The 25,322-nt window shown below is 38.8% G+C and carries 26 protein-coding genes; 22 read left to right on the top strand and 4 right to left on the bottom strand.

What is annotated here, in order from left to right:
* Positions 1–9 precede the first annotated feature (9 nt).
* The 8 genes from sdhB (at position 10) to B5473_RS19435 (ending at position 5,074) form a co-directional block, all read left to right on the top strand.
* A complete protein-coding gene (gene sdhB, locus B5473_RS19470) occupies positions 10–786 on the top strand; it encodes a succinate dehydrogenase iron-sulfur subunit (protein WP_079528249.1) in 777 nt (258 codons plus the stop codon).
* Positions 787–928: 142 nt separating this feature from the next.
* Positions 929–1,372: an acyl-CoA thioesterase gene (locus B5473_RS19465; RefSeq protein WP_079528247.1), complete on the top strand. Its 444-nt coding sequence runs from the start codon at positions 929–931 to the stop codon at positions 1,370–1,372.
* A 69-nt stretch (positions 1,373–1,441) separates the two neighbouring features.
* Entirely contained in the window at positions 1,442–1,663 is a 222-nt protein-coding gene (locus B5473_RS19460; RefSeq protein ID WP_008405041.1) for a helix-turn-helix domain-containing protein, read from the top strand.
* Between the two features lie 73 nt (positions 1,664–1,736).
* Positions 1,737–2,180 carry a MarR family winged helix-turn-helix transcriptional regulator gene (locus B5473_RS19455; RefSeq protein WP_079528245.1) on the top strand — a complete coding sequence of 148 codons (444 nt, stop codon included), beginning with the start codon at positions 1,737–1,739 and terminating at the stop codon, positions 2,178–2,180.
* Positions 2,181–2,196: 16 nt separating this feature from the next.
* Complete coding sequence (gene racE / locus B5473_RS19450) at positions 2,197–2,997, top strand: glutamate racemase (RefSeq protein WP_079528243.1); 801 nt, start codon at positions 2,197–2,199, stop codon at positions 2,995–2,997.
* Between the two features lie 124 nt (positions 2,998–3,121).
* Positions 3,122–3,874: a ribonuclease PH gene (gene rph, locus B5473_RS19445; RefSeq protein WP_079528241.1), complete on the top strand. Its 753-nt coding sequence runs from the start codon at positions 3,122–3,124 to the stop codon at positions 3,872–3,874.
* Positions 3,874–4,467, top strand: a complete 594-nt coding sequence (locus tag B5473_RS19440; RefSeq protein WP_079528239.1) for an XTP/dITP diphosphatase — start codon at positions 3,874–3,876, stop codon at positions 4,465–4,467. The genes rph and B5473_RS19440 overlap by 1 nt, the downstream gene beginning before the upstream one ends.
* A 106-nt stretch (positions 4,468–4,573) precedes the next feature.
* Complete coding sequence (locus B5473_RS19435) at positions 4,574–5,074, top strand: YfcE family phosphodiesterase (protein WP_079528237.1); 501 nt, start codon at positions 4,574–4,576, stop codon at positions 5,072–5,074.
* 695 nt (positions 5,075–5,769) lie between these two features.
* Here the strand turns inward: B5473_RS19435 and B5473_RS19430 are convergent.
* Positions 5,770–6,321 (bottom strand): nucleoside-diphosphate sugar epimerase, encoded by a 552-nt coding sequence (locus B5473_RS19430; protein WP_254865376.1) that lies wholly within the window; start codon positions 6,319–6,321, stop codon positions 5,770–5,772.
* A gap of 242 nt (positions 6,322–6,563) precedes the next feature.
* Here B5473_RS19430 and B5473_RS19425 point away from each other — a divergent pair, with 242 nt between their 5' ends.
* The 6 genes from B5473_RS19425 to tnpA all read left to right on the top strand — a co-directional run bounded on the left by B5473_RS19425 (position 6,564) and on the right by tnpA (position 12,703).
* Positions 6,564–7,640, top strand: coding sequence for an aldo/keto reductase (locus B5473_RS19425; protein WP_079528235.1), 1,077 nt, complete (start codon positions 6,564–6,566; stop codon positions 7,638–7,640).
* Positions 7,641–7,911: 271 nt separating this feature from the next.
* Entirely contained in the window at positions 7,912–8,712 is an 801-nt protein-coding gene (locus B5473_RS19420; protein ID WP_079528232.1) for an ABC transporter ATP-binding protein, read from the top strand.
* Between the two features lie 15 nt (positions 8,713–8,727).
* Positions 8,728–9,549, top strand: a complete 822-nt coding sequence (locus B5473_RS19415) for an ABC transporter permease (RefSeq protein ID WP_079528230.1) — start codon at positions 8,728–8,730, stop codon at positions 9,547–9,549.
* Between the two features lie 84 nt (positions 9,550–9,633).
* Positions 9,634–10,647, top strand: coding sequence for an ABC transporter substrate-binding protein (locus B5473_RS19410; protein WP_079528227.1), 1,014 nt, complete (start codon positions 9,634–9,636; stop codon positions 10,645–10,647).
* Positions 10,648–10,686: 39 nt separating this feature from the next.
* On the top strand, positions 10,687–12,027 hold the full coding sequence (locus B5473_RS19405; protein ID WP_079528225.1) for an LLM class flavin-dependent oxidoreductase: 1,341 nt from the start codon (positions 10,687–10,689) through the stop codon (positions 12,025–12,027).
* Positions 12,028–12,229: 202 nt separating this feature from the next.
* The gene (gene tnpA, locus B5473_RS19400; protein WP_139377765.1) at positions 12,230–12,703 is read left to right on the top strand and encodes an IS200/IS605 family transposase; all 474 of its coding nucleotides are present in this window, start codon (positions 12,230–12,232) and stop codon (positions 12,701–12,703) included.
* A gap of 177 nt (positions 12,704–12,880) precedes the next feature.
* On the opposite strand, the gene B5473_RS19395 is transcribed toward tnpA, so the two are convergent.
* Genes B5473_RS19395 through B5473_RS19385 form a run of 3 tightly spaced genes read right to left on the bottom strand, consistent with a single transcriptional unit; the run spans position 12,881 to position 15,100 of the window.
* The gene (locus tag B5473_RS19395; RefSeq protein WP_079528223.1) at positions 12,881–13,552 is read right to left on the bottom strand and encodes a GNAT family acetyltransferase; all 672 of its coding nucleotides are present in this window, start codon (positions 13,550–13,552) and stop codon (positions 12,881–12,883) included.
* Positions 13,552–14,232 carry a GNAT family N-acetyltransferase gene (locus B5473_RS19390; RefSeq protein WP_079528221.1) on the bottom strand — a complete coding sequence of 227 codons (681 nt, stop codon included), beginning with the start codon at positions 14,230–14,232 and terminating at the stop codon, positions 13,552–13,554. Before B5473_RS19390 ends, B5473_RS19395 begins: the two co-directional genes overlap by 1 nt.
* Positions 14,222–15,100: a carbon-nitrogen hydrolase family protein gene (locus B5473_RS19385; protein WP_079528219.1), complete on the bottom strand. Its 879-nt coding sequence runs from the start codon at positions 15,098–15,100 to the stop codon at positions 14,222–14,224. The genes B5473_RS19390 and B5473_RS19385 overlap by 11 nt, the downstream gene beginning before the upstream one ends.
* Before the next feature lie 309 nt (positions 15,101–15,409).
* Here B5473_RS19385 and B5473_RS19380 point away from each other — a divergent pair, with 309 nt between their 5' ends.
* The 8 genes from B5473_RS19380 (at position 15,410) to cobA (ending at position 25,320) form a co-directional block, all read left to right on the top strand.
* Entirely contained in the window at positions 15,410–16,861 is a 1,452-nt protein-coding gene (locus B5473_RS19380; protein ID WP_079528217.1) for an aldehyde dehydrogenase family protein, read from the top strand.
* Positions 16,862–17,269: 408 nt separating this feature from the next.
* The gene (locus B5473_RS19375; protein WP_079528215.1) at positions 17,270–18,457 is read left to right on the top strand and encodes an HD-GYP domain-containing protein; all 1,188 of its coding nucleotides are present in this window, start codon (positions 17,270–17,272) and stop codon (positions 18,455–18,457) included.
* 116 nt (positions 18,458–18,573) lie between these two features.
* Positions 18,574–19,758: a peptidase gene (locus B5473_RS19370; RefSeq protein WP_079528213.1), complete on the top strand. Its 1,185-nt coding sequence runs from the start codon at positions 18,574–18,576 to the stop codon at positions 19,756–19,758.
* 412 nt (positions 19,759–20,170) lie between these two features.
* On the top strand, positions 20,171–21,619 hold the full coding sequence (locus B5473_RS19365) for an aryl-sulfate sulfotransferase (RefSeq protein WP_079528211.1): 1,449 nt from the start codon (positions 20,171–20,173) through the stop codon (positions 21,617–21,619).
* A gap of 62 nt (positions 21,620–21,681) precedes the next feature.
* Positions 21,682–22,689 carry an ABC transporter substrate-binding protein gene (locus B5473_RS19360; RefSeq protein ID WP_079528209.1) on the top strand — a complete coding sequence of 336 codons (1,008 nt, stop codon included), beginning with the start codon at positions 21,682–21,684 and terminating at the stop codon, positions 22,687–22,689.
* 17 nt (positions 22,690–22,706) lie between these two features.
* Positions 22,707–23,486 (top strand): ABC transporter ATP-binding protein, encoded by a 780-nt coding sequence (locus B5473_RS19355; protein WP_079528206.1) that lies wholly within the window; start codon positions 22,707–22,709, stop codon positions 23,484–23,486.
* Positions 23,487–23,520: 34 nt separating this feature from the next.
* Entirely contained in the window at positions 23,521–24,339 is an 819-nt protein-coding gene (locus B5473_RS19350) for an ABC transporter permease (protein ID WP_079528204.1), read from the top strand.
* A 201-nt stretch (positions 24,340–24,540) separates the two neighbouring features.
* A complete protein-coding gene (gene cobA, locus B5473_RS19345) occupies positions 24,541–25,320 on the top strand; it encodes a uroporphyrinogen-III C-methyltransferase (protein ID WP_079528202.1) in 780 nt (259 codons plus the stop codon).
* The last annotated feature ends 2 nt before the right edge of the window (positions 25,321–25,322 follow it).

The following is a 25,322-nucleotide window of genomic DNA, read 5'->3' as shown; positions in this document are numbered from 1 at the left end:
AACTAAACAGTGGAAACAGTAAATACTGGTAGAACAGTTAAGTTAGAAATCGTTCGTCAAGACAATGAGAATGGTGCTACACGCGTTGAAAAGTTTGAAGTTCCTTACCGTCCTGGTATGAACGTTATCTCTGCTCTAATGCATATTCAAAAAAATCCTGTTACTGCTGATGGTCAAAAAACGACTCCAGTAGCATGGGATATGAACTGTCTGGAAGAAGTTTGTGGTGCATGTTCAATGGTAATCAATGGACGTCCTCAACAATCTTGTTCAGCATTAGTAGACAAGTTAACTCAACCAATTCGTTTAGAGCCAATGAAAACTTTCCCGGTTATCCGTGACTTACAAGTAGACCGTGAGCGCATGTTTAACGCACTTAAGAAAGTTAAAGCATGGGTACCAATCGATGGTACTTATGATTTAGGCGAAGGTCCACGTATGCCAGAGCGCAAACGTCAATGGGCTTATGAATTATCTAAATGTATGACTTGTGGTGTATGTATGGAAGCATGTCCAAACGTTTCTGAATCAGCATCATTCATCGGTCCATTTGCTTTATCACAAGTACGTTTATTCAACACACACCCAACAGGTGCGATGAATAAAGACGAGCGTTTAAATGCAATCATGGGCGACGGTGGTCTTGCAAACTGTGGTAACTCTCAAAACTGTGTAGCTGCTTGTCCAAAAGGTATTCCTTTGACAACATCTATCGCTGCACTTAACCGTGAAACTACAGTTCAAATGTTCAAAAACTTCTTCGGTTCTGACCACATGGTTGACTAATCGAATGAATATAATTGACCCTCACCTTGGTGGGGGTCTTTTTGTTTAGCATCACTTTTTGATTTCTGACAAATTATGCTATAATGAATGAGTATTCATTATCAGGGGATGATGAAGTAGTCAAATAAAGGGGGAATTTTTTATGCGAGCTACATATATTCAGGATGCAACAGAGTGGATGGCAGGATTTTCGTTTTCGACAAAAGTAAAGGTACGCTTTTCGGAAACAGATATGTACGGGCATGTAAATAATACAAAAGTATTTGCCTATTTCGAATATGCACGTATCGAATATTTTAAAGCATTAGGATTTGATTTTACTGCGGGATCGGATACGGGAAATATGCTCGTGGTCGCTGATATTCAGTGTGATTATTTAAAAGAAGTGTTCTTTGATGAAGAATTGACAATTTTTGTTAAAACTGCATCAATCGGCACTTCTTCCATGGATTTGCATTATTTAGTGAAAAATGAAAAAGATGAAGTGTGCTATACAGGGCGCGGAACGCTTGTACAATTGAGCAGTGACACGGGGAAAGGTGTCCCATTACTGGAAGCGCAAAAAAAATTATTGCTTGGGAAATAGTTAAATGCCCTCACCTGCTTTGTATTTTCGACATAATGTACAAAGAAGAGGATAGGAGGGTGTTGCAAAATGAATCGTCCGCAGCATCGTTCGCTGTTAACAAAAAGAGAACGCGAGATTTTTGAGCTATTAATAAAGGACTATTCAACACGGGAAATATCAACTAAGCTAGGCATTAGTGAAAAAACCGTTCGTAATCATATTTCCAATACGATTCAAAAGCTGGGTGTATCAAGTCGTACGCAAGCGATTCTTGAACTATTAAGACTTCAGGAATTGTCGATATACTGATTCGATGCTTGCTATTTTATAAAAAAAACTTCAAAATAGAACTATGAAACGCATCGAGGAGTGAATGGAGTAGATGAAAGATCACAGCACACATAGCTCTGAATCTGTAGCAATCCTGGAAAAAGAACTAAGATATATTTCACACTTAATCAAACAAAAAGGTCGAGAAATTTTAAGTAATTATACGATTACACCTCCGCAATTTATTGCATTGCAATGGTTGCATGAATCGGGTGATATGACGATCGGTGACTTGTCGACGAAAATGTATTTAGCATTTTCGACAACGACAGATTTAGTGGACCGGATGGAGAAAAATGAATTGGTACAGCGTGTACGTGACGAAAATGATCGACGTGTTGTACGGATTCATCTTTTACCTGAAGGCGAAAGAATTATCCAGGAAGTAATTTTTAAGCGTCAAAATTATTTGCGGGATATTACACAGGAATTTAACGCAGAAGAGTTTGAACAATTATCAAGAACATTACAAAAACTACATTTATTAATGAAATAGGATAGAGGCGGTACTAGTGAATGCCCCAATTGGTGTTATCGATTCCGGAGTTGGCGGATTAACAGTGGCAAAGGCGATTATGGAGCTTTTGCCGAATGAAACAATATATTATATAGGTGATACGGCGCGATGTCCTTACGGGCCACGCACAAAGCAAGAAGTCCGCAATTTTACATGGGAGATGGCAAAAGCGCTCGAAAAGATGAATGTGAAGATGCTTGTCATTGCATGTAATACTGCGACTGCCGTTGCATTGGAAAGTCTGCAAAAACATATGCCATTTCCGGTTTTAGGAGTTATTAATGCAGGGGCACGAGCGGCCATAAAAAAGACAAAGCGCAATGAAATTGTCGTATTAGCGACAGAAGGCACGATCAAAAGCGGCGCATATGAAGAAGCGGTGAAATCATTATCGACAAAAGCGAAAATAATTCCACTTGCCTGTCCGACATTTGTGCCACTCGTTGAAAGTGGCGAATACGAAGGCCAATTTTCGTATGACCTCGTTGCGAAAGGATTAAAGCCGCTTGAAGATGAGCGATTTGATACAGTCATTTTAGGCTGTACACATTATCCTATTTTACAAAAGCAAATAGAGGCAGCAGTAGGCTCACAAGTTCACGTCCTGTCATCTGCCGAAGAAACGGCTAAAGATGTCGAAGCGATTTTAAGCTATACAGGACAATTACGAACAGATGAAGAACCGCCGCATCATATTCTGCATGCATCTGGCTCCGTGCCGATTTTCCGTTCCATAGCAGAACGTTGGCTGGAAAAAGGTGAATTGGATATACGCAAAATTACATTCGAAAAATAGTTGATAGCTCAAATTAGGCATTTTGTCTAATTTGAGCTTTTTCCTTCTATGTCTTGCTTTTCTGCTTTAGACCCTCCTTAAATTGTGATAAGATAAGTGCGCGAACAAATTGAGGAGGTCACGAATGACTAGACATGACTTACGAGCTGTGAATGAATTACGTCCAGTTCAAATTGATAATAATTATTTAATGCATCCGGAAGGCTCGGTATTAATAACAGTTGGAAATACAAAGGTGATTTGTACTGCAACGATTGAAGAAAAAGTACCTGGTTTTTTACGTGGACAAGGTAAAGGTTGGATTACGGCTGAATATTCCATGCTACCACGCGCTACAGAGCAACGCACACGCCGTGAAAGCTCTGCAGGGAAGGTAAGTGGCCGCACGATGGAAATTCAACGCTTAATCGGCCGAGCATTACGTGCTGTCGTTGATTTAGAAGCACTAGGTGAAAAAACGGTATGGATCGACTGTGACGTGATCCAGGCAGATGGCGGAACGCGTACGGCATCGATTACAGGAGCATTTGTAGCGATGACACAGGCAATTGCAAAACTAGGCGTAGACAAGCCGTTCGTGAAATTCCCCGTAACAGATTATTTAGCTGCAACTAGTGTCGGAAAACTAGAAAACATTGGCGCAGTTTTGGATTTAAACTATGTGGAAGATTCAGCTGCACAAGTCGATATGAACGTTATTATGACAGGTGCCGGCGAATTTGTGGAATTACAAGGTACAGGCGAAGAAGCGACATTCAGCCGTTCGGAACTTAATGAATTACTTGATTTAGGAGAAGCCGGAATTGCACAGCTAATCGAAATGCAAAAAACAGCACTAGGCGACATCGCAAACTTGATCGGAAAGGCGGAAGCATAATGAAACAAGTAGTAATCGCAACAAAGAACAAAGGAAAAGCAAAAGACTTTGAAGCACTATTCGGACCATTTGGCTATGAAGTTGTCACAATGTTTGACGTTGCTCCAGATGTGGAAATTGAAGAGACAGGTACAACTTTTGAAGAAAATGCAATATTAAAAGCGGAAACATTAGCGAACATGCTGGGCCAAATCGTGATTGCGGATGACAGCGGTTTAGCGATCGATGCATTAAACGGTGAACCTGGTGTGTATTCAGCACGTTATGCCGGCGATCATGACGATGAAGCGAATATGGTGAAAGTGCTTGAAAACATGAAGGACGTACCGGAAGAACAGCGTACAGCCCGTTTCTGCTGTGCCTTGGCAATTGCAGGCCCGAATATGGAAACAAAAACAGTATTCGGTACATGTGAAGGTGTGATTGCATATGAAAAGAAGGGAACGAACGGATTCGGTTATGATCCGATTTTCTATGTGCCTGCATTGGAAAAACATATGGCTGAGCTGTCTGCCGAAGAAAAAGGTGCCATTTCACACCGAGGCAATGCCATTCGCAAACTGGCATTACAGTTAGCAGAATTTCTGAAATAATGGATTCGGTAATTGTTGGAAATTGTAAAAATTTGTTTAATAACGATTGAATTTTCGTTTCAATGCTGTCACACTAAGTATAGAAATGTAAAGGATGTGGATACGAATGAAGCTATTGATTATGAGTGATACACATGGTGACGAGGAAATCATTGAACGTGTAAAGGGCTACCATCCAGATGCGCATAAAGTGATCCATTGTGGTGATAGTGAATTACCGTATGCACATCCTGCTCTGCAAGGAGTAGAGCGTGTGAAAGGCAACTGTGATCATGACCATAACTATTTAGAGGAGATGCTGTTTCAGGTAAATGGAGACCGTGTGTATGTGACGCACGGGCATTTATACGATGTGAAAAACTCTCCGATGAAACTGATTTACCGCGCAAAGGAAGTCGGCGCACAAATCGTATGTTTTGGTCATTCACATGTACTTGGTGCAGAATATATTGACGACATTTTATTTATCAATCCGGGCAGCTTACTGAAGCCACGACGGATAGAAGAAAAGTCGTTTGTTACCCTGACAATAACTTCCACACATTTTACATTACAATGCTATGACGATAATAATAATTTGATCGATGAATTGTTTTATGAGCGTTAATTATTAAAGTGAAGCCTTGAGTTAAGGAGGGCTTCACTTTTTTCATGCAGAATTTAGGGAACAGAAAATTATTTTAGTTAAATAATAATTTTGTTTAATTTGTTTGTTGACTTTAAATATAATATACCATATAATAAAAAATGTCTTTATTACCAATTGGTTTAAAGAAATTGTCTCAGTAGCTCAGCAGGATAGAGCAACGGCCTTTAAGTAAATAGGAGCCTTTATACGGAAAATTAACGTATAAAGTGGACGACACCGTATCGGTAAACCCTTAACAGATTATGCTGATGGCAATACCGAGGAAACGAGAACATTTGAATGGCTTTATGCAGGTAAAATGTTTGCTGCAAGAAATTGCGAGAGGTTCCGTAGAGACTAAACGTGTCGCACCTGAAATGGTGAAGTTATAGTCCAGACCAACAAATTATACATCTGTATAAGTAGTGAAAACTATAGTGGTAAGCTAAGCCGTCGGTCGGGGGTTCGAATCCCTCCTGGGACGTAAAGTAACTTAGAGAGAACACTCAATAGAAGACGCAATTAACCTTCAATTATTACAATTGGAGGTTTTTTGTTTTAACGAATACTCCCATGAAACAGGTCGACCAGTACTTTCTGGCTGACCTTTTCATTTGCACGGATTATGATTAGTAGTTGGATTTCCGGAGATTAAATCCAGCATCGCATAAAATTTATTTCAATGCGATATTTTCGATATACAAATCAACATCTTTCATCAATTGTTTGAATAAAATTCTATTTTTCTTTTTTATATTTATTTTTTTTCTTGCAGACTTTAAAGAGAATTCTTCATGAACGATACAACTTCTCAGGTTCGCCAATAACTTAGTATTATTTTTAAAAGTTAAGTGATCACCCAATTTCCTCTCTAAATCAAGAATGATATTAATGTCCGACTTATTTTTATATTTATGATTAAAGTAAACTTTATAAATGTCTTTAAGCAGTTGTTCAGTTAATGAATACAACTCAACTGTGAGCGTTGCATATTTTCGGTCCCTGCGGCGTCCATAAAATTCTTCCAACTCATAATCGCTCAATAGCTCCACCCATTTAAAAGCACCTGATTTATTCGAAGTATTTTTTACGATTTGCTGAAATTCTTTTTCGATTAAACAAAGATCAGCAAATGCATGATCTTTTAATTTTTTGATTTCTTTCTTTTTACTCATCTCAAACACTTCCTTCCGACGATTGGTTTTAACTGCAAAGGGGATGCTCATTCGCTCAATGACCCCTGTGCGACAAGTCACCTATTTTTTCTTACCCGAATTTTTATAGTAATCAACTATTTTTTGACTCCTTCATATACCGCAAAGGATTTCAGAGGTTAGACGAAGACTCCTAAATCGCTCTTTTAACGGACCCCATCTCTAACTAAAATTGTGCAATATAACATGAAAAGTTCCTAGAATGTTTTATTTAATAGGGAACATGGGAAATACAATGCATAGGAGGGATGATGATGGATTATAATTTATTCGGCAATTCAGATTTGAATGTTTCTAAATATGCTTTGGGTACCGTGATGTTCAGTACAAATGGCCTTGTGGAAGCGGGTGCCATGGATCAGACAACCGCAAATTATATGGTGGATTATGCACTGGATCAAGGCATCAATCATTTTGATACAGCGAATATGTACGCAAAAGGTGATGCAGAAGTTATTTTTGGCAAAGCGATAAGAGATAAACGCCAGGATATGATCATCAGCAGTAAAAAAGGATTTCAGCTGATCGATAAACCAACCGATACGGGAGCTTTAATTAATGTTGATTCATCGATAGATGCGCTATTAAAAAGACTAGGTACGGACTATATTGATCTATATTATGTACATTGTTGGGATGGTCAAGTAGACGTTAGTGAAACGGTCCAAGAGATGAATGAATTAATTAAAAAAGGGAAAATTCGTCATTGGGGAGTATCCGATTACAACGGCTGGGCGCTTGCGAAGACACATACGTGGGCTGTAGAAAACAATATGATACCGCCAATTGCACAGCAAATCTATTACACACCGGAATCTCGTGAAGCAGAGTACGAAATTTTGCCGGCCGGTAAAGAATTGGGCATTGCCAATAGTATTAGGTCCCCACTTGGTGAGGGGCTGCTTACTGGTAAATTTACAAGAAACAAAATGTTCGAACCAGGTACAAGACAAGGGAATGGCTGGCCGGAAACATATATTAAAAATCCGGATTTGTTTTATAATCTAATTGATTTATTGCAAGATGTTGCGTCTAAACATAAAGCGACAGTCCCGCAAATTGTTCTTGCATGGTTACGTGATCGACCAAATGTAGATTCAATTATCTTGTCTGCAAGAACTAAAGAACAGTTGCATGAGAATATTGCATCCTATAATTTAAAATTAACAAACGAAGATATTTCACAAATTAATGACCTGACAGCACTGGAACCTATTTATCCATCATGGCACCGCGCTATGAATACATTGGATAGAGCTTCAAATGCAGAAAAGGTCTATTTAGATGAATACATTAAGTTGATGGATAGAAAAAATCAGACAGGCTTATAATTAACGACTTCTAGCAAATTAATAAAAAATAATCTGATAATTCCAATAAAACTAGTTGACATTTAAATCCGTTTTACTTATTATTAATTTCAATATATGGCTTAGCAAGCTCACTAGAGATACTAGAGGCTCCCTTATCTAATTGATAAGGGAGCCTTTTGTTTTAAATGAAAGGGGGATTAACTAATTGTGAGTGGACGATTCATATAAAAAAATTTTTACAATAATCATACTATTTTAATTGGAATTGTATGAAATTGGAGGGTTAGCAATGGAAAAAATCAAGTTTGAACACGTCTCCAAAAACTTCTTAGTCCGAGATGAAAACAGAAAAGGGGCACAACGTGAGTTTACCGCTATTCAAGGCATTGACTTCTCAGTAAAGGAGGGTGAATTCATTACTTTAGTAGGGCCGAGCGGATGTGGAAAATCTACATTACTCGATTTGTTGACAGGTTTAACGAATCCGACAAAAGGCAGGATTCTTATTGATGGTCGTGAAATTAGGGGACCAGGACTGGACCGTGGGATTGTCTTTCAACAGTATGCATTATTTCCATGGAAAACTGCACGCGGCAACATTGAATTTGGGTTAGAAGCGAAAGGCATTCCGAAAAAGGAGTGGCAAGAAAGAACCGACTATTATTTGGACCTAGTAGGCTTGAAAAACTATTCTGATCGCTATCCGCATGAATTATCAGGGGGGATGAAGCAGCGTGTAGCAATTGCGCGGAGTTTAGCATTCAATCCAGATGTATTATTAATGGACGAACCATTTGCCGCATTAGATGCGCAAACTCGTGAAACATTACAAACGGAATTATTGCGCATTTGGAAGAAGACAGGTAAGACAATTATTTTCATTACCCATGGAATTGATGAGGCCGTGTACTTAGGAGAACGGGTTGTTGTTCTTTCAGCCAATCCAGGTACTGTCAAAAAGATTATAGATATTCCATTGAACAATCGTTTAGCAGACGCAGATATTAAATCAAACCCTGCATTCGTAAAAGCGAGGCATGAGGTATGGAGTTTATTGCATGAACCGGAATATCAAGGCGCACACATTTAAGAAGGGGGTTTTTAGATGGTAACACTAAATAAACCGACGCAAATCGAAGAACCGAATAAACGACATAGGGCTTCCGGAAAATCACTTTCAATCATAATAAAAGCCTTTAAGAAATCAATCGTACTTATTTTGTTTGTATTATTATGGGAGCTGGCCCCACAGCTAGATTTTGTAGACAAGACGTTTTTACCGCCATTTTCCGAGGTCATTCTTGCATGGTGGGACCTATTTATAACAGGAGAAATATGGAGACATTTTGAGGCGAGTATTTTACGCTCACTTTTTGGCTTTGCATTAGCATTAGTCATAGCGATACCATTAGGTCTGCTAATTGGATGGTATCCGTTAGCAAGAGAGTTACTAACACCAATCTTGGAGCTATTCCGTAACACAGCAGCATTAGCGCTGTTACCGGTATTTATTTTACTGTTAGGGATTGGTGAAGTTTCTAAAATATCAATTGTCTTATATGCATGTACTTGGCCCGTTTTATTAAATACTATTTCTGCTGTAAAAAATGTGGATCCATTATTAATCAAATCAGCTTTCTCAATGAATATTTCTTCGTTTAAATTGTTTTACAAAGTTATTTTACCTGCGTCGGTCCCGACGATTTTTACTGGTATTCGTATGGCGGGGACGGGTGCGATTTTAGTATTGATTGCTGCTGAGATGATTGGTGCAAAAGCGGGACTTGGTTATTTTATTACGTATTCGCAATATAATTTCCTGATAGCTGAAATGTATGCGGGCATTATTACTATTGCATTATTAGGCTTATTGATTAACTATGGCCTCTCAGGTGCAGAGCGCTACTTCTCGCGATGGAAACAGTAAATATTTTATTTTTAACTAAAACCTACTAATTTTATTTGTTTAGTTATGTATATTGTGTTTAAACAGGAAAAGGGGAATCGTAGCATGAAAAAGATTTGGTTGTTATTAGTCGTATTAAGTGTAAGTCTGGGAGCTTTAGCAGCGTGCTCAAAAAATGATTCACGGAGTACAGCAAGCGCAAATGGTCAAGATCGAGTTATACAATATCAAAGCACACCAGGAAATATAATATTCCCTGAATTAGCGGAGGCCCTTGGTTATCTGGGGGATTTAGAGCTGGAAAAAGTAAGTGATATGGTCGGCGGTCCAGAAAGTATTCAACTAACAGCAACAGGCGAAATAGATTTCGGTTCAGCATTTAACGGTGCCATTATTAAATCCTATGCACAAGGTATAAAGATTAAATCTGTTGTAGGCTCTTACGGAAGTGATGAAAATACATTTATCGGCTATTACACATTGGACGACAGTGGCATTAAAACAGCGAAAGATTTAATCGGCAAGAAAATCGGAATGAACACATTAGGAGCGCACTCTGAGTTTGCAGTAAAACAATTTTTACGTGATGGCGGTTTAACAGAAGATGAAATTCAAGGGGTTCAATTAGTCGTTGTACCAGGCGCAAGTGCAGAGCAAATTTTACGGGCTGGTCAAATCGATGTTGTAGCACTTAGTGGTATCGGGAAAGAACGCGCTTTAGAAACTGGCGGCATTTATCCGGTATTTAAAGATACCGATTTATTTGGTGAATTTACAGCAGGCGAATTCTTTTTTACTGAAAAGTATATTGAAGAAAATCCTGACACAGTTAAAACATTTGTAGAAGGAGTTTCGAAAGCAATTGAATGGGCTAGAACAACACCCCGTGAAGAAGTCATTGCAAAATTTGAGGAAATTGTTTCTGCACGTGAAGGTAGTGAAACAACGGAAAATTTAAAATACTGGCAAAGCACAGGGATTGCTGAAGAAGGTGGACAAATTGCAGAAAAGGAATTCCAAATCTGGATTGACTGGTTAGTGGAGAATGGTGATTTACCAAAGGGTCAAGTGAAGTTAGAGAATCTATTCACAAATGAATACAATCCATATGCCAAATAAAGTTTTTAACTAAATTCAACGAAAAAGGAGAATATTAAAATGACAAAAAGACAATTAAGTTTAGGTGCGTTTATTAATCTGCCGGGTCACCATGTTGCGAGCTGGAGACATCCAGAAACCGAAGTTCGTAAAGTAACAGATTTAGCCTATTTAACAGAAATCGCACAAGTTGCGGAGCGCGGTAAGTTTGATAATTTATTTTTTGCAGATGTATTTGGTCAGCCGATTTTAGAAAATGCACACTCAGGATTGAAGCTGGATCCGGTCGTGATTATTTCTGCATTAGCTGCTGTCACGAAAAATATCGGTTTAACAGCAACATTAACAACATCGTATAATGAACCGTTTCATGTAGCACGTAAGTTTGCAGCAATTGATCATTTATCAAACGGCCGTGCAGCCTGGAATGTTGTGACTTCAGCCAATGAGCGAGAGGCATTGCTGTTTGGCCGTGATGCACACTTTCAACACGCAGAACGTTATGAACGTGCAGATGAATTTGTAGATGTTGTGAAAAAGCTATGGTATTCGATAGATGAAGAGGCATTGGTAATTGATAAGGAAAATAGTCATTATTACAACTTAAATAAAGTGACTGAAATAAATCATGAGGGGAAATTCTTTAAACTGAAAGGAACATTGGATGCGCCGTCCACACCACAAGGCCATCCGGTAATCGTACAGGCAGGCTCTTCGGAGGCAGGAAAAGAGCTGGCTGCGAAAACAGCTGAAGTTATTTTTACAGCATGGCAAACACTGGAGGATGCACAAGCATTTTATAAAGATGTTAAAGGCCGTTTAGCAAAATACGGTCGTAATCCTGAAGACCTTAAAATATTGCCAGGGGCTTTCATTGTTGTAGCTGAAACAGAAGAGGAAGCAATTGCGAAACACCAGCAATTAAATAACTATATCACGCCAGAAGTAGGGTTGGCTTATCTATCCGGCTTTACAGGGGTAGATTTATCGGAGCACGACTTTGAAGGGCCAATTCCAGATTTTAACGGTCAGCAAATTGACGGCACGAACCCGAATATTCGAACGAGTATTGTGAAAGGTATTGTAGAGGCAAAAGGGTTAACAACTTTGAGGGAATTATACAACAATATTGCAGGGGCTCGCGGGCATCGCGAAATTATCGGGACGCCAACCCAAGTGGCCGATCAGTTGCAGGAATGGTTTGAAAATGAAGCGGCTGATGGTTTTAATATAATGGCACCAACTTTCCCGCAAGGCTTCAACGACATTGTAGAACTAGTAATTCCAGAATTGCAGCGACGAGGAATATTTAAAACGGAGTATGCAGGTACGACATTACGTGAAAATCTTGGCTTAAAACGTCCGGTTAATCCATATATACAGCAAAAAGTTCCACTTTAATCTGTAATTTAGCGTTTCTGACAATTTAAAAGCACTTCAGTTTCTATAGTACTTAGAATCTGAAGTGCTTTGTTATGGAAACGAAAACCCCCTGCTATGCGGGGGGTTCTAAAAAGCTTTTAGCTATGGACAAAAAAAATACTCCAGTCGTACAATAAAATCAGGTCTGGTCAACCGATTACGTACGAAAGGAGCTCCAATATTGGATAATAAAAGTTTAGCACATACAACATGGAATTGTAAGTATCACATCGTGTTTGCGCCAAAATACAGAAGAAGAATGATCTATGGGAAAATAAAAGCAGATATCGGTAAAATATTACGTCAACTGTGTGAAAGAAAAGGCGTAGAGATTATTGAAGCTACAGCGTGTCCCGATCATATACATATGTTAGTGAGTATTCCACCGAAGCTTAGTGTATCTGCGTTTGTGGGTTATCTTAAAGGGAAAAGCAGTTTGATGATATTCGATCGACATGCAAATTTGAAATATAAATATGGCAACCGAAAATTTTGGTGTCGAGGATATTATGTGGATACAGTAGGGCGAAACAGAAAAGTCATTCAAGAATATATAAAAAATCAATTGCAGGAAGATCTGCTGGAAGATCAGATGACAATGAAAGAATTTATTGACCCATTCACAGGGGAAGAACTAAATCGAAGAAAAAAATAAGTACACCGCTTTAGCGGTAGTCGGAAACGTAGTGCGGTTGGCAGACCTTTCAGAGCGTCTTTAGACGTGGGCCAGTAACCCAGCGTTTCACGCGCAGAGAAAACCACCAGTTCAACTGGTGGTTTTTATTTGTGAGAAACAGTTAACTGAGTGCACGATCAATATAATTAAATACTATTAAATCGCCACCAACTCAACACTTTCCTTTACATCAAGCTGCTCGATCATCTTTACCCATGCATCTGGCTTTTCCGGCAATACTGCATAGTACGTCTTTAAAAATGTCGCAATCAGTGATGCATTTAACTCGGTTTGTTCGTAGTCAGCGGGCATAAAGCATAGATCAAGTCCGCTTACAGCTTTTCCGTCCAACTGCCATGATGGATGGACGTATGGGAAGTTTAGCCGTTTGTAGCCTAAATGTGATAACACTTCACGGCGTACGAACGGGTCCATTGGTTTTACTCCGCCAAAGCCGTGATCGTCTACACGATACGGGTCATAGATTTCTGCAAACATGCCCGCCATTTGCTTGTTGTTTTCCTGTGCCAATGCTTGTAAATCTGCCGCACGTTTTGTCGCTAAGAAACGACCGACGCCAATACCTTCTCGGCCGATAATTGTAAAATCAGTCATGCCAACATTCAAATCTTTATAATAACGGTACTCTGTTGTTCCAACGACTTCACCTTCATGGACAGCGACAAATACGCGAATGCTTGGATCCTCCAGCGGTTCTTTCCATAAATCAAATGCTAATACTTCCTCTGGTGGAAACACCGTTTTTAATAGTTCATACATATCTGCAAACAGTGGATCTGTAATTGATGTTATGCGATGATAATCCATTAATAAGCCTCCTTGATTTGGACGAAAGGATTGCGCCATTCCATTAACACACCATAATGATGCGACTCTTCATCCTCTAAATAGTGGGGTACAACTTGTATCGGCATGCGACCGCAGCGTAGTAGAAACGAAATGACCTGGTCGTGTATTTCACCACGCAAAACGGCTTCGATATACGCTTCTGGTGAAAGCTGTTCGGCATGGTGATGATAATTCGGCATCCGGCTGCCGCCAAGCAGACGAACGCGCTTTTGCTCAATGACGATTTCGTACATCGAAAGCATGAGCCACTTGCCAAGCCCTAAACTGCGATAAGCTGGGCGCACACAAAGATCAACAATGTAGAGCGTATCGCCATTTGGATTATGAGTTCGAATATAGCCGTTATCGGTTTTGTCCTCCCACGTATGTATGGGATCGTTTGGGTCAAAATCAACGAGCAACGATGTCATGGAACCGACGAGTTGCCCATCCACTTCAATGCAAAGTGTTCCTTCCGGGAAATGTGTTACATGACTTACAAGCTGTTCTTTACTCCACCATAGCTCTGAAGGGAATGGAGGAGGAAAGCAATCCTGTTGAATACGGATAAGGGCATCAAAATCTGCAGGCGTGTAATTCCGGATTGTCGCAAGGATCGGCTTGCTGTCTTGAAACACATAAAACTGTTTACGGTACATTGATAAAACTGCTTTCCCAGTCATTGTATAAATCGGTACGACGGTCACGCCACGTTGTTACAGAGCCCTTTTCGCGTACTTGATAAAGCAGTGCCAGATCTAAATCCCCCGTAACAACCATATCGTTATTGAGCTCTCCTTCAACGACGATTCCACGCGGTGGAAACGGGACATCATTTGGTGCAATAATGGCGGACTGTCCAAAATTCATGCGCATAAAATCAATGGTAGGGAGCGACCCGACAGTAGAAGCGGTAACGACATATACCTGGTTTTCAATAGCGCGGGCATGACTTGTATATCGAACACGATGGAAGCCATGGCGATCATCGGTACAAGATGGGCAAAAGATAACATCCGCGCCACGAGCTTTTGCCATTCGTACGATTTCAGGGAACTCGATATCGTAACATGTTAAGATTGCAATTCTACCTTTTTCTGTATCAAAAAGGTGTAACTCATCACCTGCCGCCATATTCCACTCGTTTACCTCGGTTGGGGTAATATGAAGTTTCGCCTGTGTGGCAACCGTGCCATCCGGATAAAATAAGTGAGCGACATTGTAGAGTTTGTCATTATTCCGTATGACATGGGTACCGCCGATAATATGCGTCTTTGTTTTAACGGCTAAACTTGTAAATAAATCAAGGTACTGCACTGTAAAATCAGGAAGCTCATTGATGGAAAGTGGCTCTCCTTTATCGTTGCCTATTGATAACAGCTGCGTAGTAAAAAACTCAGGAAATAAAATAAAATCTGTCTCGAACTCTAGCGCAGCTCGTACGTAATATTCTACTTGCTGAGCAAAATCCTCAAATGATCGAATCGTATGAAGATGGTATTGAACCGTTGATACACGTAGTTTCATATGGACCTCCTTACTATTTTTACATAATATTACCAATATTTCACTAGCAATAATAGTATGTTTTTCAGTTTATTTCAATGCGTATTTGGAAATGCATTCGTAATTTACGTATATTGTGAAGATTTTCACTTATACTAACGTGGCAAAATGTTTAAGTAGAAGAGAATGATTTTATTAAAGAAAATGATATTTGTAGTAATAAAATGACGAATCAAGGGTACTAAGTGATATATGTACATGCACTAAGGTAAGAGGTATGGCATTTTGAATAAAATTCTACTGCACTAAACGTTGGAAAGGATGATACCTATGAATAAAAAGTGGAATAAGCAGTTTATTGGTGGCGAATGGAGAGAAGGAAACAGCGAAAGAGTATACGTAGACCAGAATCCTTACAACGAGGAAACGATTGCGGAAATTCGGTTGGCAAATGAACAAGACATAGATGAGGCGTATCAAGCGGCCAAAGAAGCACAAAAAGAATGGGAACAGGTCAATGCTTATCAAAGACAAGCGATTATAGAAAAAGCTGCCCAAATTGTAGAGCGAAAAAGAGAAGAAATCGTGCAAATTTTAGTGGAGGAAAATGGGGCTTCCCATACAAAAGCCAATATTGAAATTAGTGGTGCGATTGGCATTATGAAAGAGGCTGCTACGTTTCCTCTTCGGATGCATGGGAAAATCATGCCATCCATCATTCCTGGGAAAGAGAACCGAGTGTATCACAATCCGGCTGGGGTAGTGGGGATTATTAGTCCATTTAACTTCCCGTTCCATTTAACGATGCGTTCCCTTGCACCTGCTTTGGCAACTGGTAATGGGGTTGTACTTAAACCGGATCTGCAGACGATGATTTCGGGTGGACTTATTTTAGCTGAAATTTTTGAGGAGGCCGGCATCCCTAAAGGATTGTTAAATGTTACAGTTTGTAGCTCATCTGAAATTAAAGATGCATTTGTTGAGCATCCTATTCCTCAAATTATTTCTTTTACCGGCTCTACAGAAGTAGGACGCCATATTGGAGAGGTATGCGGCAGAAACTTAAAACGTGTAGCTTTAGAACTTGGTGGAAACAATGTCATGCTCGTCTTGAAAGATGCAGATGTTCAAAGAGCAGCTGCTTCTGCCGCATTTGGCAAATTTTTAAACAGTGGACAGATTTGTATGTCGCTGAATCGGATTGTTGTTGAACGTCCAGCGTATGATGCGTTTATAAAAGCATTTGTGGATAGAGCATCCAAAATTAAATATGGAGATCCAAAAAATGATGATGTGGTTGTCGGTCCGCTTATTAATAATAAACAAATCGAACGAATTCAGAGATTAATCGACCAAAGTATTGAAAAAGGAGCAGAATATGCCCTCCAAGGGGAAGTAAAAGGGAATGTACTAGCTCCAACTATTTTGATTAATGTAACGAATGATATGCCGATAGCACAGGAGGAAATTTTCGGACCTGCTGTAGGTGTAATCGTTGTAGATAGTGAGGAAGAAGCGATTCGCGTTGCCAATGACAGTGACTATGGACTAAGCGGTGCCGTTCATGCCGGTACAACAGAACATGGTGTTGAAGTGGCTAAACAAATTATTACAGGAATGATTCACGTCAATGATCAGGGAGTTAATGATGAACCGATCGTTGCGTTTGGCGGAGAGAAAGCTTCAGGTTTAGGCCGATATGGTGGTGAATGGGCTATCCATGAATTTACAACAACAAAATGGATTTCTGTTCAGACAGACCCACGAGAGTATCCGTTTTAATTGTTTATAAAGTAATATTCAATAAAAATCGACCTAATCCTAAGCTGGATTAGGTTTTTTATTTTTAGAAGAGGGATGACTTTGTTTTATAGAAATGAGTCTTTTGGTTTAGGTGTTTTAGAATAAAATGCTATAAACTTATACTAATTGAAATATATAAATTAGGAATTGAGTTGTATTAAATAAAAGAGTATTGTAAAAGAATATATTAGTATTCAAATTGAAATATAGAAAATTATAAAAAGTTAATTATAGGTACAAAAGAGATATAAGAACGATAAAAGAGGAAATAAATAAGAAAATGAGAAATTTAAATCATGGATATATAGAACTAATTTCCAATATCGTGTTATAATTAAATTTGGAACATAAGGTCTATTGATTTGTAATTAAATTGTGAGGTAAATAATGAAAAAAACAACATTTTTACTAGAAGAAAAACGTTCAACAATATTATTTTTATGGTTATTCTATGTCGTATTTTTTGTGTATGACATATTATACTATGATCTTTTTCCTGCATTTCCTTGGCATGACGTGAATGATAAAAGTATAATATGGTATAATTTTATGTATGTTAAATATGGAGTAATACTTGGTTTGATACCTTTATCTATATATTTAATTAAGGTAAACAAAACAGAATTTGTAAAATATATAATATTTATTGAGTACTTTACCACTAATCTATTTTCAGATATATTGTATTATAAAGATAGTTCTCATTCGTATACTAGTGGGAATTTAGTTGAGATTATATTTATTCTGTTCTCACCTATATTTGTAACTAAAAAATTTACATATTATGTATCAATTGGCTTGATTGTAAAATATATTATAGTAGGAATAGTTATACAGGATCCGATAGTCATGTTTCCCATAATCATAATGATAGTGTGTTCATTTATTGCTTTTATACTGCTACATCGGATATTAAATTATATAAAAGCTTTGAAGAACTCATATGATGAACAATTGGAAGGCATTGTTAAAGGTGTCATTGCTACATTGGAATTGAAGGATCCATATACGCGTGGCCATAGTGAACGGGTTGCTGCTTATGCAATGAAAATGGCAGAAGCTACAGGGAAATTTAAACCATCTGAGTTAAATTATTTTTATTATGCCTGCCTATTACACGATATTGGAAAAGTTAGTATTCCAGACTCCATTTTGACAAAGCCTGGTATGTTGACGGACGAAGAATTTGATATAATTAAGACGCACCCTGTGGTTGGAGCAGAAGCTATCAGAGATGTTGAAGGAATTGCAGATAATATAGGAGTAATTTACTATCACCATGAAAGATGGGATGGAAAAGGTTATCCAAATGGACTCTCAGGGGAAAATATCCCATTTTTAGCGAGAGTTACAGCGGTAGCCGATGCTTTTGATGCAATGACATCATCTAGGTCTTATCGTCCTGCACTTCAGTTTGAAGTAGCATATCAACGAATTCTCGATGGTCAAGGAAGCCAATTCGATCCACAACTGGTAGAATTATTTAAACAGATTTATCCTGATTGGGTGCAAATTTCTAAAACTTATTGTAAAGGTGTAGACTTGAGAGGGGGGAAGAAGATTGAAAATTCGTAAACTTAATAAAATCAAAGTTACTTGCTTTTGGTGTTTCCTTATTCCAAAATAAGTAGGTACATACTTAGGATGCTAAATAATAGCATCCTATTTTAATTTAAAGAGGAGGCTATATATTGAAGGTATCCTTACAATCTGAAATAACGTTGTACCCATTATCCATTCGAAAAGATAAAAAACATTATATTGTAGAGGAGCCGATTTCCGGGGATTTCTTTGAATTGCCTGAGATTGGTGTTGATGCCATCAAACGTTTGGAACAAGGTGAGGAACTCGTTTCCATTGAACATGCATTAAAAAAATCGTATCCAGATGAAGAAGTGAATATTGTTGATTTTGTTGAGCAGCTGTTGGAGTTAGGGCTTGTTCAGGAAGTAGATGGTGTGCTCGTTCAAAAAGAACAGTCAAAATCTTCGGCACGTTCGGGCGGCTTCTTATGGATTCCGCAATCGGTGGGACGTCTATTATTTAATGGAGCGATGAACAAGATCTACTTGCTTCTGCTCATTGCAAACATTATCATTCTCATACTGAATCCGGAACTTTTCCCGCATTACAAAGATATATTCCTTTTCGATTCCATGGTGCTGAATATTTTTATGTATCTATCAGTTTCGTTAGTATTAATTTTAATTCATGAATTCGGACATATTCTTGCCATTCGATCACATGATTTGCCTGCTAAATTAAGTATTGGTAATCGGCTCATATTTATAGTTTTTGAAACAGATCTCACTCAAGCTTGGAAGCTCGATCCTAAGAAAAGAAATATCCTGTACCTTGCTGGAATATCTTTCGAACAGGTAATTCTTTTCATTTCATTCGGTGTAATGCTTCTTTTTCCGGATGCGAGCATTATAGGAATTCTTGGGATTATCGTGTTGGATATTTTCATTAAATTTATATATCAATGCTGTTTCTATATGAAAACAGATGTTTATTATGTTGTGGAAAATATAACAGGCTGTTATAACTTAATGGAAAACGGCAAGATCTATTTGAATTCCTTATTTAAAAATCATCAAAAAGATGGAGAAAATTATAAAGAAATATTCCAAAATGAATGGAATTTGATTCGCCTTTATAGTGTATTCTACATAGTTGGAGTTGTTTTAACGTTAACTTTGGCAGTGCTGTATTTTGTACCACAGCTTTATTATACGTACACTACTATTTATATGAACCTTCTCGGAACAGGTGATCGTGCCGCGTTTTGGGATGCCATAACATTTTTTGTCATGACCATGTTTATGCTTATTTTGCTTGTTTTTGTAGCAAGAAAACAGAAGTATGAAAACTGAAAGAAATCGCTAAACTCGGATTATTTAAGTTTAGCGATTTCTTGTTTGTTTTCCGAAAATTTCAAATTATTTTAAAGACCTACTTGACGAATATAAATTAAATCGGTACGATACTGTTAATACTTTTAAAGTTAAGTAGTTTACTAGGGATTGGATAAGTGAACGACTACTTTAAAAAATAATTTAATAAAGTGCTGATTAGACAACTAAAGGCGCTAAAAATACGTTTCTCTCACCAAACACATTGGAGGAGGCTGTATTTTTAGTGCCTTTTCTTTTTAACCTTTGTTAAAAGGTTGTCTTGGAAGGAGGTATTTAAACAACATAGGAAATTGATAACTATTGAATGGTCATTTATTAAAACTAAAATACACGATTAACTTGAAAAAATAATAAAAAGGGAGCGGTATATATGGGAAATCCAACAATTCATCCGACAGGGGCAACAGTTTATAATCCAGAAAAGGCGGCAAGCGGTTTTACAATTTTCCAGGCAGCAAATGAAGGGGCATTACTGATTGATATGAACGGGAAAGAAGTTCATTTGTGGAAAGGGCTGCGCGGCTTCCCGAACAAAGTATTTCCGGGCGGTTTTGTGCTTGGGCACACGTTTAACCGTGACCCACAGTACGGTTTCCAAGATGAGGGTGATTTAGTACAGATTGATTTTGAGGGTAATGTTGTATGGAAATTTGACAAGCATCAGTTTATCGAAGATCCGGGTCACGAAGCAAGATGGGTTGCACGTGCACACCACGACTATCAGCGTACGGGCAGTCCTGTAGGGTATCCGGCACCAGGTCAGGAGCCGCAAACAACAGGGGGAAATACATTGATTTTGGTTCACCGTGATGTAGTGAACGAGAAAATCTCCAAGCACCCATTATTGGATGATGCATTCATTGAGGTTGATTGGGAAGGTAATATCGTATGGGAATGGAACGCACATGAGCATTTCGATGAGCTTAACTTTAGTGAGGAAGCAAAAAAGGCGATTTATGAAGAGCCGAATCGACGTTTCTTCGGTAATCATTCAGGCGACTGGCTTCACATTAATTCGATTTCTTTAGTTGGTCCGAACCGTCATTATGATAACGGAGATGAGCGTTTCCATCCGGACAATATTATATGGGATGCGCGTGAGGCAAATATTATTGCGATCACAAGTAAAGAAACAGGGAAAATCGTATGGCAACTTGGACCGGATTATGACACGCCGGAGACGAAACATTTAGGATGGATTATTGGACAGCATCATGCACATATCATTCCAAAAGGTTTGCCAGGTGAGGGCAATGTTTTAGTATTTGATAACGGAGGCTGGGGAGGATATGGCGCACCGAATCCAAACTCCGTTGACGGTAATAAAGTAGCAATCCGCGATCACTCCCGCATTTTGGAAATCGATCCGATTACACTTGAAATTGTATGGCAATATACGGGGCTTGAAGCGAAGTTTTCAGTACCAACGGATTCCTATAAATTTTACAGTCCTTATATAAGTTCGGCACAGCGTTTGGAAAATGGCAATACGCTAATTACAGAAGGCTCGAATGGACGTATTTTTGAAGTGACGGCAGACCACGAGATTGTATGGGAATATATATCTGCCTATAAAAATGAACGAGGGTCAAATATGGTATACCGCGCATACCGTGTTCCATACAACTGGGTACCTCAATTGGAAACACCGGTTGAAGTTGAGATTAAGCCGATTGATGTGAAAGATTTCCGCGTGCCGAATGCGGCAGAAGGCGGGGCACATTCAGTTGCTGAGATTAAAGAAGCTTTCTCTTATGGAGAAGGAGCACTTTGCGTGGCGCGTTATGATGAGGCAGTGGCGAAGAAAATTACAACATAAATTATCTGAAATAAATCCTAGTATTAAAATAAAAATAGTTAGCTAATGGAAAGAGTGAAAATATGAAATTAAAAGGATCAATACATTTACTGCTCTTATTAGTAACAGCGCTCCTATTGGCGGCATGCGGTAATGATGCAAGTTCAGCCAATGCTGGCGGCAAAACAATTCGGGCAGCGATTGATACAGCAGCAGGGGGCTCGTTCCAAATTCGGGCCGCTGCTAATAACAGTTACTTTGCGGATAGAGAATTGAATGTAGAGCTTTCCAATTTTGCATACGGAATCGATACTGTGAACGCTGTTTTGACAAAGCAGGCGGATACAGGATTGGCAGCAGATTATGCATTATTGAACTCACTAGGGAAAGGTGATTTCGTAGTCGTTTCTTCACTGACAGGGAGCGATGAGCATTTCAACTCTGTCAGTCTGTCGGAAATTTTGGCAGTAAAGGGCATAGAAGTACCGGAGGATATTAAAGGTAAAAAAATCGGTGTTGCAAAAGGAACAGTATTTGAATATCAATGGGCTAAATACTTAGAGCACTACAGTATTAGCGAGGACGACATTAAATATGTACCGTACAGTACACTTGATGAAGCTATCGTCGGAATGAAAAAAGGGGATATCGATGTCGTTATTGGATCTGGTGCCTTAATAGAAAAATTCAAAAATATTGATGGTGTGCATGAAATCGACCGATTGAGTTCTGTACCTGATTTAAGTGTATCGAGCTATTTAATTGTGGACCGTAAATTTGCAGAAGCAAATTCAGAAGAAATCGGGAAGTTCCTTGAAGGCATTGAACAAGGAGTTGAATATGTAAAGGCAAACCCGGAAGGTACTGCTGACATCGGCTATAAAGAGTTGAAAATCGCAAAAGAAGACATAATGCTTGATTTAAAAAGAGTGAACTATACGCTCGGTTTTACGAAAGAAGATTATACACATTTATCCAATATGAAAGAGTATTTGCTGGAGCGCGGTATTTTGGATGAAGATTTTGATTTGGATGAAAAGCTGTATTTAGATCCGGCAAAGCAAGTATTGAAAGACGAGGTAACTTACTAACTAAGGGGGAAAAGGCAATGCTGAATACGATAACAGAAGAAGCAATTGTAATTAAAAATGGTGCCAAAACGTTTCAAACAGATATTGAAAATCCGACGTATGTATTAAAAAATGTAGATTTATCGATTAAGAAGGGCGAGTTTTATGTACTTCTCGGACCAAGTGGCTGCGGTAAATCGACATTGCTGAATATTATTGCGGGATTTTTGGATTTGTCGGTTGGCGAATTGCAAATTGTGACTTCTCGTGAAGAAAACCGAGATGGACGTGGTTTCGTTTTTCAATCAGCGGATTCAGCATTGTTCCCTTGGTTAACTGTTGAGGAGAATATTTCATTTGGCTTAAAAATGAAGAATGTGCCTGCAGAAAAGCGAAAAAAGGTAGCCAATACTTTCATAAAGCTAACGGGTTTACTTGGCCATGCGAAAAAGTTTCCTGATAATCTGTCGGGCGGGATGAAGCAGCGTGTACAGCTTGCCCGAGTATTGGCAAATGAACCGGAAATCTTATTAATGGATGAGCCGTTTGGGGCACTTGATGCGATGACACGACGAACGATGCAAAATGAGCTCATTCGAATTTGGAAGGAAACAAATAAAACCGTTATCTTTGTGACACATGACATTCAGGAAGCGATTCTTTTAGGTCAGAAGATTGGCATTATGTCTGTCGGTCCGAATTCAAGAATCGAAACGACTTATGACGTAAACCTTTCCTATCCCCGAGATATAACAAGTGTTGATTTTAACAACCATTATAAGCAAGTTCAGACACATTTTGAGGACTTTACGATTTAATAAAGGCTTTGTTTACAATTAAGGGAGGCAGCTTATGACGACGATTGAACTGAAAAAAGGACAGCAAGTAGCACCTGTCGTAAAGGTGAAAAAGAAAAATCGAATCGGTAAATTGATCTTACAGTCAGGGATTATAGGCTGGTTATTCATTCTACTCGTATGGCAAATTGCATCGATGTTTTCCGAACCGATGTTTTTGCCAAGCCCATATTTAACATTGATCGGGGCGATTGAAATTGCCAGTGATGGGACGTTGTTTCTCTATATGGGCTACAGTTTCTTACGGGTGCTGGCTGGATGGACACTTGGGCTCTTAATTGCTGTACCATTCGGCCTGCTTATTGGAACGAACAAGTTTGTGCGGGCACTGTTTGAACCGGTTATTAACTTTGTGCGCTTCATCCCTCCGCTTGCATTCATTACACTATTTATGCTGTGGTTTGGGATTGGCGAACAGTCAAAAGTATTTTTAATTGTTTACGCAACATTTTTTGTCATTACGATTAATACATTAACAGGGGTCCTTTCAATTTCAAATGATAAATTATTATCTGCTAAAAGTATGGGAGCTTCGAAATTCCAAACACTTATTTATGTCGTTATTCCGGCAACAATCCCGTACATATTCACAGGTGCGAAGCTTGCAATGGGTTCATCGTTCATGGCGATTGTCGGTGCGGAAATGGTTGCTGCAAATGAAGGAATCGGTTTTATGATCTGGAATGCACGACTGTACTTTAAAACAGACTGGATTTTTGTAGGGCTTGTCGTTCTTGGGTTAATGGGCTTTATTATGGACCGGATTTTCGCATATGCAGGGCGCAAGCTGCTAGGTCGCTATAAAGTTGTGTAACATAAAAATGGGCTAAACGAATTTGTTTAGCTTATTTTTATGAAAGACTTTAAAAGCAATTAACAAATAATCGGTTTGTACTATTAATCTAATTATTCATATTTTTTTACTTGGTTTTATTGATTTGTAGAAAATTTCCATGTATCATATGGTTTATTATATAAATATTGGACTTTTGTTTTCATAAAGGAGAGTAAATTAATGGGGAAAGTATATATTGTTGGGGCAGGACCTGGTGATGTTGATTTAATCACTGTAAAAGGCTTGCGTTGTATACAAGAAGCAGACGTAATTCTATATGATCGATTAATTAATAATGAGTTGCTTTCTTATGCAAAGCGTGGGGCCCAGTTAATATTTTGCGGTAAATTGCCGAACCGTCATGCAATGATTCAGGAAAATATCAACCTGTCATTAGTTCATCATGCTCTGCAAGGTAAGACGGTTACCCGATTAAAAGGTGGCGATCCATTCGTTTTTGGACGTGGTGCTGAAGAAGCGGAAGTGTTAGCGGAAAATGGCATACCTTTTGAAATCGTGCCGGGAGTTACATCAGGCATTGCAGCTCCGGCATATGCAGGTATACCGGTTACACATCGGGAATTAGGCTCCAGTTTTGCGATTGTCACAGGACATATGCGTGAAGGAAAGGACGATTCCATTCAATGGGAGAGTCTTGCAAAGGGCATTGATACACTTGCTATCTATATGGGAGTAGGTAATTTGCCGTATATTTGCCGGCAACTTTTAACGTATGGACGTAACGCATCAACACCCGTTGCATTAGTACATATGGGAACTTTTGTGCAACAGCAGACGGTTACAGGCACTCTTGGTACGATCGTTGATATCGCTAGAGCAAACGATGTAAAAAATCCAAGCATCATTATCGTGGGTGAAGTTGTAGCATTACGGGAAAAAATTGCATGGTATGAACAAACAGTACAGCAGGATAAAAGATTGAAGGAAAAAATCGTGTAAAG

The organism is Solibacillus isronensis, assembly GCF_900168685.1.
Lineage (GTDB): Bacteria > Bacillota > Bacilli > Bacillales_A > Planococcaceae > Solibacillus > Solibacillus isronensis_A.
Note: the sequence above shows the minus strand (reverse complement) of the source record. Positions and strands in the feature narration are given on the sequence as shown.